Source organism: Sporosarcina sp. ANT_H38 (genome assembly GCF_008369195.1).
GTDB lineage: Bacteria > Bacillota > Bacilli > Bacillales_A > Planococcaceae > Sporosarcina.
Genome location: NZ_VOBC01000002.1, coordinates 206,577 through 219,735, shown reverse-complemented (window position 1 = coordinate 219,735; position 13,159 = coordinate 206,577). Strand labels below are relative to the sequence as shown.

Below are 13,159 nucleotides of genomic sequence, written 5' to 3'. Positions count from 1 at the left end.
ACTAACGTCACCAACAGGCAATTGGACATTTAAAATGATCAATGAAAATGAAGTGGAATTGCTAGATGATTACAGCCACGAGAATGTACCATTACTGCTATAGTTTTTACCAGCGATTGTCACGAATTTTACCACTTGCTGCCAATGAGTTTACCGGTGATGTAACGTCAAGAATGTGAAAATAAAAAGTGTTAAGGATTTTGGAAGATAAAAGCCTAACCCCACGTACCTTGAACGAGGAATTAGGCTTATGATCTTACACAAACGCACCCGATTGTGATAGATTTTTAATTCTAAAGCATTTTTATGAAATCCTAATCATAGAGAGCTGTTACGTCTTATTTTTCTTTTATCATTTAATATTAAGACTGATAACACCACGACACTAAGTATTACAATAAACAAAAATGATAAGTAAAGCGACATGAAACCATCAAACGTCTCATCAAACTCTAAAAGCGTAACACCTGATTCATATATACCTCCCAGAGAAATATATCTCGCTACTTCAAGGTAAACCATATGAAATATTATATTCATCCATAGCGAACCGGTATATGCTCTATAAAGCTGTAGAGCAATTCCGAAAGCGAAGAGTAATATAAAATAATCTATAGTTAGTGCAAATGGCTTATCAAAGAATATTGATTCTATTGCAATCACTGTTATCGGTACACAAATAAAGATTAGCGGTTGTAAAATTAACGAAGTAAAAAAGCGGAACTTTTTTTGCAACTCTTCAAATATTAAACCACGTATAAAGATTTCTTCTGGAAATGCTTCGTACATAAATGCTGTTATTGTATTGATTAAAACGGAAATTACAACACTAGTTGTCAAGTTCATACTGAGATTTTCAATCCCACCGAATAAATAGGCCGTTAAAATACCTACTACAAGTAAGATAAAAGGCAATGCAATTCCAATAGCCATCTTAGATGATGAATTTACACCTTTTAAGCCGATACTTTTAAACGATTCGGGACTTTTTCTCTTCAGTATATAAAGTACAATGAGCGTTAACCCAGTAAAAATCACCCCTTGTAGGAGCATGGCTACTTTTCTTTCAATATCTTGAGTTTCTATTAAATATCGTCCGACATTACCCGATACAAAGAGAAATACAGATACTAGTAGAAAATACAAACCCAATCGACTAATTCTAAACTTCAATGAATCCAATTAGATGCTCCTTTATATTGAGACTTTGACGTTAAACATAAGTACATAGTTGTGTCCGCATTAATCAAACAATATATCTTCAATAAACTCGGATTCATTCTTATAAATTTTATACATAAAATACATCAATATAGTAATAGCAAAAAATAAAGATGATTCGTAAATATTGTTTTCAGTGAGTATGGTTGTCTTAAACGTGAATTCATTTGCTTTGATAGTAGCTATGTGAATATGGTCTATTTTCACTTCTATCTCGCTGCTCCAATTTTCTTCAATACGTATGTCTTGACCATCGATATTTCCTACAACACAAAAGTAGAGTAGGCTATTCCCAGGCTTATCTTTTAAAAAATAGGTATTCTCTTCTGTTTTAATGATATATGTAGCAACAAGTAAGTTTGTGATATTTCTTTTTTTAATCCCTATCTTAATTTCGGATCCTTTGTGAGCAGTAAATGATACTACACTTCTCTTTTCACATCCTGAAATATCTGCTTTTCCGATGGTTCCAACACTCTCTTTCTCCCTATTTTCAACTTGAATAGCATTCTTTTTTTTCATGTATACCACATCAATGAATTGATATTGTTTCATTTGTACCCCACCTTTCTTAGTGGCTTATTCATGGTTATGCATTTTTTTATATTCCTCACTCTTATATTTATTACGATTTAAGCAAAATCAAGTTTCAACTTCATAATTATTCTTTAATCTGGCCCGATTGCGGCATAAAGACTTTATTACGAATTAGCCGAGTTTATAAAGCAAGTATAGCATTTACATTTCTGAAAAGTATATTTATTATCTTTGATTATCCAGAAGGTATGAAGTGGTAAAGGTATTGTCACTCACTGGTACAATCTATGTCACTTGGTGGTAAAAAACATGTCACGAGTGGTAGATTTCATTGGCCGTAATCACCAGAAGGCGAAAACAGTACAAATAGTGAAATTGTTACAGAAATATCGGATGTCATGCACAGGGGAAGTAAATACGCATGAACAGGAATGAAAGTGTAGAGAGGAAGAATTAGATGTTCGCGAAACTGACTGTAAAGGATTTCGAGGTACTTATAGGGCCTCTTGAATCAGGTAGACAAAGCCCCAATGCACTCGGCGGAGCACTTGTTTTGGGGATCTTATTGCAAACCTTGGCTTACTATCTGGAATATACAGTCCTGGGAAGAATGACAAACTTTCCATATAAAGATCAGATACTTACAGTTCATTTCTGAGTTACAGTAATATTAGTTATCCTGTCCGCGATCTATGCGATTGCGTTTATTTATAAAAGAAATCAAAAACACAATATCTCGTATCTATTTTAGTTTCATAAAATGTTGCAGCAGTATTCTTATACATCAGCGGGTTATTTTTAGTAGGAGAGAACCAGGAAGTCTCAGAAAAGTCACTGCTGACATTTACAATGGTGACATTGTCATTTGGAGTCTTGCTCTTTATTGCTACTGTCATCCGGTTTTCTATTTTATTGAGAAAAGGGAAGTATCGTAAGGGTTCGAAACGAGATGAACTTCGAGCGGAATTCGAAAAGAAAACGTATATTCCGGCAGCGATTATCGGAAGTACTGGACTTGTGTTTATCATTCAGTTTGCTGTGAGAACGTACAATTTAGCCGATATCGAAGGGGCCATCATAACAGTCATTTGCTTTGCCGTATTCTATACGATGATTTTTGTGTTGCCGGAGCAGCTCGTTATCTTGTATTGCAAGTTCCGATTCAAAAGCTTTAATTTCGATAAGAGAGGGTATTTAGAATCTGAAGACTAAGCTGTTGGAAGGAAGTTGGAAAGATGTTCTTTTCCATTATGAGCAATCCCACTGCCGAACTGTTTATTCTAATTGAAGAAAATAGTTTTACAATTATGGGGGATAGAGGAATTTGATATTGACAGTTATACCCTTAAAGACCGTATGATTATTATACGAATAACAGATGACTTTGATTACCACAGGAACAGGCTATGTTTAGGAGATGGAGAAAATGAGTAGTCAAGCAGAGGTAGATAAAATTACCTTGTCTTATTTAAATTTATAAACACCTAAAGAAAACCGGAGAAATATCATCACATTTTTCCTTTTGTTCCTAGACTTTTTCGGGATTTTCCCCTTATTGGCTGAACCACTCTCTTTTGAATTTTTAATGGCAGCAGTAATCCCGACTGCCTTGTTGCATATATGGGCGATTATTTACATCTCCAAGTTTCAAGTAAGTTACCATTCATTTTCGGGATTGTACTTTTCTTTAGTCTTTTACTAATCATGAATTGGATAAATTACAAAGCTTTATATAGCGGTACTTATCATAAATTACAAAATAAAGAATCAGGAAATACATCCTGGATTGTTACTGCTTCCGGAATTGGTTATATATTGGCACAAATGATAATGACGTTTATTTTTAGTGAATCGATAAAGATGATGATTATAATATTTTTATATTCTCTTTTTTCTGTATTAACGTCTTATTTCTCAACATCAATTCATAGGTACATTTTTTTTAGCAATAATGAGGAAACACTTAAGAAAGTTTATCCTCATTTTGGATTGCCGAAAAATCAAAGGAACCTGCCAGTGAAAAAGCGAAAGAAACATAAATAAAGAAACAAGAAAATCAAGAGAAGAAAGAAGTGAAGGTGTGATTCTTAAATTCACGAAAAATGATATTTTTTTATGTCACAAACGCTGAATCTAAAGTCAATCAGTCCATCAAAAATAAGATGTGAAATAGCCGTTTGATGTTGTTTATGTGTACCGAGCATAAACCAAAGCAGACCGATCATATATCACGGTAGACCGAGCATAAACCAAAGCAGACCGATCATATATCCCGGTGGACCGAGCATAAACCAAAGCAGACCGATCATATATCACGGTAGACCGAGCATAAACCAAAGCAGACCGATCATAAATCACGGTAGACCGATCATAAACCAAAGCAGACCGAGCATATATCCCGGTGTACCGATCATAAAACACGCTAAACCGATCATATATAACTAGTAATCCTGATGCGTATAACTGTCCGCAGCGTACCTACACACTTCAATTGAAAATGCAATTACTTCGTAGAACGGAAGAATAGCTACCTTTCTATCGAGCTTGTAAGTGCCCGAAGATACAATTTCGGGCACTTTAGCACGCTGTACAATGTGATACTTGCTAACTTTTAGCATCCCTAAACATCAAGACATGCAACCGTATAAGAACCGCATATTTTTCATCGAGTTATTTTGTGGACAATCTACAGACCTGGATTCAATTAACACTATAAGTCACTAAACCTTTTGCATTGGCATATAATGCCGCGTGTGTTCTGTCAGCTAGTTCTAATTTTGCTAATACTTGACTGACGTGTTTTTTGACGGTGTATTCCGTGATGTATAGAGTCTGTGAAATTTGCTTATTGGATTGGCCCATGCCGAGTTCTAGTAGTACTTCCTTTTCCTTAGGTGTTAACTGCTCAAAATGTCGATCCTTTTCAAAGGGGCTTTCTCGCGATTTCATCACAAAATCAAGTACTCCCGGATCGTAATACTTTCTGCCCCTGTAAATAATTTGCAGTGCATGTATGAGCTCCTCAGGTAAAGCCTCTTTTAATACATAGCCATCTACTCCAATTTCCTTCGCCCGCTGAAAGTCTAGCTCTTCCATCGATGAAGTTAGCACGACGAATTTAGAAGTTATCCCTTGTTGTTTCGCTTCTATGATTAAGTCTAAACCGCATTCATTGCCCAATCGAAGATCCACTATCGCTAGATTAGGTTTAGTCGTTCGGAAAAGAGCTAGCGCCTCTCTTTTATTCGTAGCTTCCCCAAGTATCTCAATCGCTGTATCTAAAGCAAATATGGATGTTAATCCTTTTCTAACTAATGGATGATCGTCGACAATAACAATTTGCATTATACTACCGCCTCTTCCTTCTTTCGTATTGTTAAATTAGGAATTTCAACTCGCATTGCTGTCCCAAAACCGGGTATTCCTTCTATTGAAAACGTGCCTTTAAAAGAATTGACAGTGTTTTGTATATTAGAGAGACCGATTCCAATTTCCTTTTGGCCATCATATTTGTGCACGTTAATCCCGATCCCGTTATCTTGAATTTCCATTACGATTTTCTCCTGAAGTAAAGATAATCGAAGTTCAATAACCGTACATTGCCCATGCCGAACTGCATTTCCGCAAGCTTCACTGATGACTCTGTAAAGTGCCTGCTTTAATGCGTCTGACATCCATGCTTCATCGCCCGTTATTTGATGATCAATTTGAACGTCAACTAGGCGCGAGTACTCGTCCAAATACTTTTTCAAGAGGTGAATAAATGGTTCTTCACCTTTCTTCAGCGAGCTGAGTCGGTAAATCGCTGCACGAAGTTCCTTTAATGTCGTATTCGCCGACTGGGAAAGGAATTGATATTCATCATTTAATTCGTCATTCGTCATCGTACGACTTTTTGCTTGTAAACTGTGCAGGGAGTAAACAATACCGAACAATCGTTGTGAAATACGGTCATGGATTTCGTTGGCAATGCGATTCTGTTCTTCTATTATAATCAGTTGGTCCAAGTGAGCTCTCTCAAGCATTGTTTCGGAAAGTTCTTTCTTAATGTGTAGGAGTTCATCTTGCTGTGTATCCAAGATTGATTGTAGAACTTTGTTATTCCACAAATACTTTCTTTGTGCATCAATAATTATCCAAGCTACAACAGCCAGAGCAACAACTACTCCCGCTTTAATGAACTGGGGATTGAGTAAGAAAAAAACAGATACTACTGCTAGTGAAATGTACCGGTAATAAGACAATAGATTGCCTTTAGTGGTGGGACTTTTTCTGATGTCCATCACTCCTCTTAATGTCATAACAAAAACCCGAATAACTTGAACAGGCTGTCCAAGTGTAATCAGGTCGGTTGCACCAATAACTCCATACATCCAAGGTGCCCATATACAGGATGTATCTCATAGTATCCGAAAACTATAGTCTTTATATTACCTATTATAACCAGATTATCTTGAATATTACGTCATCTCTTGCGGTTGAGGGGGTTCTTTTTTTGTTTGAAAAACGTGCATTTTAGCGATTCGGGAATATTTGTATTACTTATTGCGTGTCTATAGTAAAGAAGTGGGGGTTAATCTATAAACTATTCATGCAAAGATAGATTAGCTCTGGTACAAAAGTACACCAGCATTCACCTAAAGTAGAACAACATAGTAGTCCAATGGCTTCAGGAAATTAGACTCTAGAGTGAGGATAACGAGTAGAAACGGACCTATACTAAAAGTAGTTCCAAACACGGTAACTGAGCCGGAAAAGGTATTGGGGGAGATTGTTAAATAAAGATGAATGAATTCTACTAATGAGGTGTTAACGATGAAAAAAGTTCTTGGGGTTTTCCTGGTATTCGCCTTCTTATTGGGTGCAGGAACAATATACGCAAGTATGAATCCAGGACAAAACCTTTCTGCTTGGTACAAGGATGCATTGTTGGAGGAAAGTAAAAAAGTGGGTGCCGCTACCGCAACCGGAATTATAGTGGTCCTGAAAGACGTTAATGCTTTTTTGGAAGAATCTAAACAAAGCATTGATGACGCACTTGCAAGTTTCAGTGACGACAAAGTAAGAGAAACTGAGGCCGACATCGAAGAGTATAAGGCCAATACGATAAATAGCCTGAACAAAACGGTTGCCGAGCTAGAAAGCTTAAACTTTGATGATTTTGTGGACAAGCAGAACATTGAAGAAGTCATCGATCTGGAATTCGAAAAGATGGTAGAAGAAGTATTAAGTGAGTAAGCACTCATACAAACCAATATGATAAAAGGGGATAGTAAAAATGATCAAAACAGTAAAAGGTAAAGTAATCGCAGGCGTACTGGCAGTAGGACTCGTATCAGGTGGCGGAGTAGCGTTAGGAGCAACAGATGCAGGAGCAAATCTTAAATTATGGTACGATGGGCAATTTGGCAAGGCATCTACTGAAGTAACAAGCCAAGTTACGTCGTATGCGAGTAGTAAAGCAGAGGGATTATTAACTGAATACAATGGACTAAAAACTGATGCTACAGATAGCATTAATGCAAAAGGTGAATTCGTAGCTGGCGTAGCGAATAAAAATATTGATGCCAAGAGCAGAGAGCACATTGATTCAATAAAAGAAGAAAAAGCACATATCGAGACCTATTTGGCCAGTCAATTTGGTGGCCTATCAAATTTTGCAAAAAGCATAATTAATCAAGCTGGTGATGATGCCTTGGCATACGCAAAAAATGATTTAACTCAATACACAGGAGTAGCAGGGAATACTGCGAATGAAAAAGTTAAAACGGATGTAAACAAAGTGACTACACAAGCTATTAAAGATTTGGAAGAGACAATCAAAGTGGCGAAGGAAGAACTTCAAGCTCAATTAGATAAGAAAACAGGTTCAACTGTTGAGGAGATTAAAGGATTAATTGATGCGAAAATTGTGGAACTCCGTAAAGAAGTAACTAATCTGAAAAATAAATTAGTTAAAGATCAGGAAAAAATCATTACTAATACAGCAAAAGGACTTCAACTTGCTGCTGAAGCCGAAATGGATGCACTAGTTAAAGGAATTAATGGTAAGTAATTTCTAACTTTAAATAAGGACCTCATTCAAAGAGGTCCTTATTTTTTAAATGGAGGTGTAACTATGCTAAACAAACTCAAGAACTATAAAAAGGTAACCATATTACTAGGTGCCTTTCTAATAAGTATTGGTTTAGGAAGCGGCATGAATATGGCTTTTGCTGGACAGAGTATTGAAAGTTCATTTGCTAATTGGTTTGGAGCCAAGAAGACGGCGTCTGAACAGGAGATAGCGGCGGCAATCACTGCAGAAAAAGATCGACTTATGGACGATTTGAAAGTAGCTTTGCAGGAAGAGATGGAGAGTGCCAAGAAAGAGCTGGAGGCATTCACGATTGACGAACAAAATCGCCGGACACTTGCGCTACAAGAATATGCTGCTAATTTGAAAGCGGATATGAAAACCGATCTAACTGAAGAAAAACAGGCCATCATTGCTGACCTAGATGCAAAGTACGAAAAAGCGGTCGAAGAATTGAATAAACCCTCTACACCTATCGAATTGGTACCGCCCCAACAACCTGAAGTAGAAGGCAAACCTGAAACCACTCCTGAACCTGGGACGGAATTGACACCGGACCTTAAACCAGAAGGTGAAAAGGGGGAGGATTCGGCATTGAAACCTGAGACGGGAACGAATCCGGAACCAACACCAACGCCTGAACCAGATGCAGGAACCAAACCAAATCCAGCACCTGAACCAGAATCAGCGACGAAACCGGATCCAGCTCCAACACCTGAAGTAGAACCAACGCCGGAGCCGACACCTGAACCAACAGTAGAATCTGAATCAGCTCAATAAACCACAAAAAACTCCTCATTATATAGTGAATGAGGAGTTTTTAGGTTCTCGACGATGTTTAGCACAAAACGGCACATGCGCTTTTAGAAGAGATGAAGTGTGAACGAATACAATGGAAAAGCATTTCATTTCATTATTTACACAGCAAGCAAAGAGGGGGATAATGGTAGTTACCAAAAAACTGCAAAAAGGACTGTAACCCCTTCATGAAAAAACAGCACAAAAAAGAAACACGCATTCATTTCATTTTCCGCTACTTCTTCATTTTAGTTGGAGCTACGATGGCAGCTGCCGCTATTGAATTATTTCTTGTACCAAACTCTATTATTGACGGCGGGATCATCGGGATTTCACTTATCCTTAACTATTTAACGGATATCCCATTTGGTTTACTCATTCTTATAATTAACTTGCCGTTCCTATTTTTTGGTTACAAATATATTGGGAAGAACTTTTTTATATCTTCCGCTTTTGCGATTGTTGCACTTGCGCTTGTAGAAATTCCGCTTCAATCGTTTGAGCCTTTTGTAACAGATCCACTACTTGCCACTGTTTTCGGAGGGTTGCTGCTCGGTGCAGGCGTAGGGCTTGTTATTCGTAACGGCGGTGCACTCGACGGAACAGAGATTCTTGGTATATTATTGACGAAAAAAATACCGTTTTCTGTCGGAGAATTTGTAATGTTTTTCAACATCTTCATCTTCGCCTGGGCGGGTTTTGTACTCGGAATGGAGCAGGCAATGTATTCGATTTTGACGTATTATATCGCTTCGAAAACGATCGATGCAGTTATCCAAGGTTTGGATGAAACCAAAGCAGTTATTATCGTTTCTGATGAATACGAAGAACTAGGCAGTGCCATCAATGAGCGTCTTGGCAGAAGTATTACGAACCTAAAAGGCAGCGGCGGTTATAACAACAATGAAAAAGACGTCATTTACGTCGTTGTGACGCGTCTAGAAATAAGTAAGTTGAAACAAATTGTCAATGAAGTTGATGCGAAAGCATTTTTAACAATCATGAACACGCAAGAAGCACACGGCGGCCAATTTAAATCACCAATTCATTGAGATAAACAACAAAAAGAAGTGTAGACCTCAATCGGACTACACTTCTTTTCATGTGTAAAAAAGGGCCAACATCCGGATTTGGATAGGGCGACCTTCAATTAGTGCTTGGAACAAACACGTGGAAGTTAACGTTAAAAGTTTCTCGGAATTGAATGCCGTCTTTGTTAGAATAAAGTGTAACTTGGACGTCCTCTGCAGATACATCGCTGTACGCTGAAGGTTTAGTACTTGGTTTCAAAAGGGCCAAGAAGTCTTCTTTCAGCGTATCTTTTGCAGTGGGTCGCGAGAGGTCGACAGCTTTAGCATTACCTATGCTAATTTTTTTCACGCCGAGCGCTCGCAATTTACTAGAGAAAACATTAATTCCGGTCATACCTTTAATCCCTTCATCAAGATTATAGGCAGTCATTGTTAAAGTATTTGTCCTGCTATCAAATTTTGATTCAGCAACTTCTTTGCCGCCTACTTCAATGACACCATTTTGCGTAACGACTTTTCTAATTTCAGCACGCGCCTTCTCGAATGGATTGGATGCGACTTTGATATTCTCAGTACGTACAACGAATGATGCCATTTGGGTACGGGTTATGCTAGAATTCGGATCGAAAGTTGTAGAAGACTTTCCTTTTGTCACTTTATTACTGACGAGCGCTTTGACGTGATTCACATACCACGCAGAATTACTTACATCTCTGAACGGATTTCTGGTCGATTTACCTTCGAGTTTGAATCCGAGATCGATTGCTTTCGCCATATGGGCACGTGTCATGGATGTATTAGGTTTGAATGTATTATCTTCGAATCCTGAAATGAGCCCAGCATTTTCGAGAGCTGCTATATATTTATAAGAGCTATTAGATTTGTCGATGTCTTTAAAGCCCGGATTTCTGACGTTTATCGTATCCAGCTTCAAAGCGAGCGCAAGGATTTTCGAAGCTTGTCCACGCGTAAGCTGAGTGTTCGGACGATATGTACTATTTGAATAGTCTTTGACAATTCCGCGCCCAGCAAGATTCATAATCGGATCATAATGGTTAAGAGTCGGTTTTACATCTGTAAATGAAGTACCAGCCGCATCGGTAGTGACAGGTACTGCAGTAACAATCACTCCCAAGACAACTGCCACAGAAACAGTAGCCGCGTATATCTTTCTTAGTAAATTGTTCATTTTGATGTAAATCCCTCCAATAGTTAAACTTTTATAGCAGAATCCTATTTAGAATGATAACTCACTATATGAACTAATTATAGAGTGTAAGCTAAACTTCTAGTACTTAACAAAAATGGTGATAATTATTCGGCTAGGGAACTAGATGCAACTGTTGGGTGTTCAACCAACCGGACAGTCTCCAACATAATCAATGAAGCGTTCAACCATTCAGTGAGAGTGTCCAACCAAATCGGTGAAGTGTCCAACGAACCCGAAAGAGCGTCCAACCTAACCAATAAAGTTCCCAACCAAACAGAACTTCCCATCCCTATAAAAAACGCAGCCAAAGTCTCACTTTGGCTGCGTTTCATCTAATTTTTAGTATAAAAATCCATCTTCAAGTTTTAGCATCGCTGCAACACCGCTAACAAACGGCGAAAGCATCAGCTACGCATATTTTTACAATAAATACGTTGGTGCAGCAGAGAGGCTTGAAGCAAATCCCGAGGCAGTATTCACAGGTGTTATCAAAGCAGTGGAGAAAGATTTAGTAACAAACGGTTACGATAAATCCTACGCCAAAACTTAGTGGATGAATACAATGCGGCGAAAAAGGCACGCAGAAACAGTCTATTGAGCAAAGTGACCGGTCTTTAAATAGAAAAAAGCAAGAGTCGCTTCTCAGCGGGCTCTTGCTTTTTTTCTCGATTTTTTCGATTTTAACTGTTTCAACAGGAAGAGCATCCGTAAAATAACAAGGAACACAGCCGCCCCTGCCATATCGAGAGCGACGTCCTGCCACGTCGGCGTCCGTCCGCCCGTCAATGATTGATGATACTCATCGCCGGCAGCGACGAGAGCTGTCACCCAAAAAGCCGTCAGTGTGCGGAAAGTATGTTTCGGTAATACCAAATAGATTACAACGGCAAGAACACCAAAGATTAGAAAATGGGCACTCTTCCTCAAAAGGAACTCAACAAAATGATAATAGCCCCGTTCCTCAACTGAAATCGTTGTGCCCCAATATGGCACTTCCAGCTTTGCGAGGGAGGATTCGAACGGCGCATTCGGCAGCCGTTTCTCAAGTGTAGGGATAAGCGACTGTTGTTCATAGGTTTGCCCAGAAGAAATGAATAGAACGCCTAGCACAATGATCAGAACGATTAGTTTTTTCATATGTGGATTGTACCATACTGAATGCAAGAATACATGCATAAGGAAAGGTCAGATAGGGGCCCTTCCGACGTTCAAATCAATTAGTACCCAGGAACGAACAATGAAAATTATTCGTAGTTTGAATGAAAGCTCCCCCAACAAAAAATCCCCCGACCGTTAACCAGTTCGGGGGATGCTTATCGTACCAAAGTAGGGAATTACGCGAGTTCAAGAATCATTTTAACTCTAAATGAGCCTTCAATTCACCTGTAATTGCTTCCAACTCTGCGTCATTCATCATGTAATAATAGATTCCATTCATCTTTTCACCTTGACCCTCTTTAACGTAAAGCTGGTCAACTTGTCCGAACGCGTCGCGGTATTTCGATTGCACGTCAGTCATTTCGTCGAACGTCATGTTCGTCTTTACATTATTACCAATCGCGCCGAAGATGCTTTTATGGTTAACTAAACTGTTAATGGACGCGCCTTCACGCATGACAGCTTGAATGACTTGCTTTTGGCGGTCTTGTCGTCCAAAGTCGCCACGTGGATCTTCGTAACGCATTCTTACAAAGGCTAGTGCTTGTTCGCCATTTAATGATAGCTGACCTTTCGGGAATGAATCATTACCAACTTTAAAGTCCAAAGTATTTGTGACTTCAATACCACCGACAGCATCCACAATATCCTTGAAGCTATCCATATTTACTTGTACAACATAGTCTATCGGGATATCGAGTAAGCCTTCAACACTATTCATCGACATTTCAATCCCGCCGAATGCGTAAGCGTGGTTAAGCTTATCCTTTACCCCTTTGCCAACGATTTCCGTGTATGTATCACGTGGAATACTAACCATTTTCGTAGACTTCGTGGCAGGGTTGACTGTCATTACAATCATCGTGTCAGAACGACCCGCATCATCCGCGCGTTCATCGACACCAAGCACAAGAACAGAGAACGGTTCCTGTTGTTCAAAAACGACTGGCTCGACCCGCTTATCAGATACCACACGATCAATAGGCTCATGAATTTCTTTAACAGTATCTGTGAATCCTTTAAAAACGAGTAGTCCATATATAAGAATTCCAAGAAACACAATTCCGATTCCGCCAACAATCCATGGCCATTTCTTCTTTTTTTTACCTGTTCGACTCATTCTCAATT

General features: G+C 38.7%; 14 protein-coding genes and 1 riboswitch. Of the genes, 7 read left to right on the top strand and 7 right to left on the bottom strand.

Annotated elements, in window-relative coordinates; translation table 11 throughout:
• Positions 1-318 precede the first annotated feature (318 nt).
• Both FQ087_RS13210 and FQ087_RS13205 read right to left on the bottom strand, forming a co-directional pair.
• Positions 319-1,182 (bottom strand): CPBP family intramembrane glutamic endopeptidase, encoded by an 864-nt coding sequence (locus tag FQ087_RS13210; RefSeq protein ID WP_149581059.1) that lies wholly within the window; start codon positions 1,180-1,182, stop codon positions 319-321.
• A gap of 60 nt (positions 1,183-1,242) precedes the next feature.
• Positions 1,243-1,776, bottom strand: coding sequence for a hypothetical protein (locus FQ087_RS13205; RefSeq protein ID WP_149581058.1), 534 nt, complete (start codon positions 1,774-1,776; stop codon positions 1,243-1,245).
• A gap of 291 nt (positions 1,777-2,067) precedes the next feature.
• Here FQ087_RS13205 and FQ087_RS23075 point away from each other — a divergent pair, with 291 nt between their 5' ends.
• From FQ087_RS23075 to FQ087_RS23065, 3 genes are all read left to right on the top strand, one after another.
• A complete protein-coding gene (locus FQ087_RS23075) occupies positions 2,068-2,193 on the top strand; it encodes a hypothetical protein (protein ID WP_255452324.1) in 126 nt (41 codons plus the stop codon).
• 22 nt (positions 2,194-2,215) lie between these two features.
• Complete coding sequence (locus tag FQ087_RS23070; RefSeq protein ID WP_255452323.1) at positions 2,216-2,416, top strand: hypothetical protein; 201 nt, start codon at positions 2,216-2,218, stop codon at positions 2,414-2,416.
• A 191-nt stretch (positions 2,417-2,607) separates the two neighbouring features.
• Positions 2,608-2,970: a hypothetical protein gene (locus FQ087_RS23065; protein ID WP_255452322.1), complete on the top strand. Its 363-nt coding sequence runs from the start codon at positions 2,608-2,610 to the stop codon at positions 2,968-2,970.
• Positions 2,971-4,458: 1,488 nt separating this feature from the next.
• On the opposite strand, the gene FQ087_RS13195 is transcribed toward FQ087_RS23065, so the two are convergent.
• Positions 4,459-5,103, bottom strand: coding sequence for a response regulator (locus FQ087_RS13195; protein WP_149581057.1), 645 nt, complete (start codon positions 5,101-5,103; stop codon positions 4,459-4,461).
• Complete coding sequence (locus FQ087_RS13190) at positions 5,103-6,131, bottom strand: sensor histidine kinase (protein WP_149581056.1); 1,029 nt, start codon at positions 6,129-6,131, stop codon at positions 5,103-5,105. The genes FQ087_RS13195 and FQ087_RS13190 overlap by 1 nt, the downstream gene beginning before the upstream one ends.
• Positions 6,095-6,178: riboswitch (cyclic di-GMP riboswitch) on the bottom strand. (Overlaps the previous gene by 37 nt.)
• A 395-nt stretch (positions 6,179-6,573) precedes the next feature.
• Here FQ087_RS13190 and FQ087_RS13185 point away from each other — a divergent pair.
• From FQ087_RS13185 to FQ087_RS13170, 4 genes are all read left to right on the top strand, one after another.
• Positions 6,574-6,996 carry a hypothetical protein gene (locus tag FQ087_RS13185; RefSeq protein ID WP_149581055.1) on the top strand — a complete coding sequence of 141 codons (423 nt, stop codon included), beginning with the start codon at positions 6,574-6,576 and terminating at the stop codon, positions 6,994-6,996.
• A gap of 40 nt (positions 6,997-7,036) precedes the next feature.
• The gene (locus tag FQ087_RS13180) at positions 7,037-7,813 is read left to right on the top strand and encodes a hypothetical protein (RefSeq protein ID WP_149581054.1); all 777 of its coding nucleotides are present in this window, start codon (positions 7,037-7,039) and stop codon (positions 7,811-7,813) included.
• Between the two features lie 63 nt (positions 7,814-7,876).
• Positions 7,877-8,614, top strand: a complete 738-nt coding sequence (locus tag FQ087_RS13175) for a hypothetical protein (RefSeq protein WP_149581053.1) — start codon at positions 7,877-7,879, stop codon at positions 8,612-8,614.
• 206 nt (positions 8,615-8,820) lie between these two features.
• A complete protein-coding gene (locus tag FQ087_RS13170) occupies positions 8,821-9,684 on the top strand; it encodes a YitT family protein (protein WP_149581052.1) in 864 nt (287 codons plus the stop codon).
• A gap of 94 nt (positions 9,685-9,778) precedes the next feature.
• On the opposite strand, the gene FQ087_RS13165 is transcribed toward FQ087_RS13170, so the two are convergent.
• From FQ087_RS13165 to FQ087_RS13155, 3 genes are all read right to left on the bottom strand, one after another.
• The gene (locus tag FQ087_RS13165; RefSeq protein WP_149581051.1) at positions 9,779-10,852 is read right to left on the bottom strand and encodes an S-layer homology domain-containing protein; all 1,074 of its coding nucleotides are present in this window, start codon (positions 10,850-10,852) and stop codon (positions 9,779-9,781) included.
• 663 nt (positions 10,853-11,515) lie between these two features.
• Positions 11,516-12,010: a VanZ family protein gene (locus FQ087_RS13160; RefSeq protein WP_149581050.1), complete on the bottom strand. Its 495-nt coding sequence runs from the start codon at positions 12,008-12,010 to the stop codon at positions 11,516-11,518.
• Between the two features lie 214 nt (positions 12,011-12,224).
• Positions 12,225-13,151 (bottom strand): LCP family glycopolymer transferase, encoded by a 927-nt coding sequence (locus FQ087_RS13155; RefSeq protein ID WP_149581049.1) that lies wholly within the window; start codon positions 13,149-13,151, stop codon positions 12,225-12,227.
• Between the last annotated feature and the right edge of the window lie 8 nt (positions 13,152-13,159).

Bases quoted from the DNA above. Each gene is read 5' to 3' on its own strand.
- FQ087_RS13195 (WP_149581057.1), bottom strand. From the start codon at position 5,103: ATGCAAATTGTTATTGTCGACGATCATCCATTAGTTAGAAAAGGATTA.
- FQ087_RS13160 (WP_149581050.1), bottom strand. From the start codon at position 12,010: ATGAAAAAACTAATCGTTCTGATCATTGTGCTAGGCGTTCTATTCATT.
- FQ087_RS23075 (WP_255452324.1), top strand. From the start codon at position 2,068: ATGTCACGAGTGGTAGATTTCATTGGCCGTAATCACCAGAAGGCGAAA.
- FQ087_RS13165 (WP_149581051.1), bottom strand. From the start codon at position 10,852: ATGAACAATTTACTAAGAAAGATATACGCGGCTACTGTTTCTGTGGCA.
- FQ087_RS13205 (WP_149581058.1), bottom strand. From the start codon at position 1,776: ATGAAACAATATCAATTCATTGATGTGGTATACATGAAAAAAAAGAAT.
- FQ087_RS13170 (WP_149581052.1), top strand. From the start codon at position 8,821: ATGAAAAAACAGCACAAAAAAGAAACACGCATTCATTTCATTTTCCGC.
- FQ087_RS13185 (WP_149581055.1), top strand. From the start codon at position 6,574: ATGAAAAAAGTTCTTGGGGTTTTCCTGGTATTCGCCTTCTTATTGGGT.
- FQ087_RS13155 (WP_149581049.1), bottom strand. From the start codon at position 13,151: ATGAGTCGAACAGGTAAAAAAAAGAAGAAATGGCCATGGATTGTTGGC.
- FQ087_RS23070 (WP_255452323.1), top strand. From the start codon at position 2,216: ATGTTCGCGAAACTGACTGTAAAGGATTTCGAGGTACTTATAGGGCCT.
- FQ087_RS13175 (WP_149581053.1), top strand. From the start codon at position 7,877: ATGCTAAACAAACTCAAGAACTATAAAAAGGTAACCATATTACTAGGT.
- FQ087_RS13190 (WP_149581056.1), bottom strand. From the start codon at position 6,131: ATGTATGGAGTTATTGGTGCAACCGACCTGATTACACTTGGACAGCCT.
- FQ087_RS23065 (WP_255452322.1), top strand. From the start codon at position 2,608: ATGGTGACATTGTCATTTGGAGTCTTGCTCTTTATTGCTACTGTCATC.
- FQ087_RS13180 (WP_149581054.1), top strand. From the start codon at position 7,037: ATGATCAAAACAGTAAAAGGTAAAGTAATCGCAGGCGTACTGGCAGTA.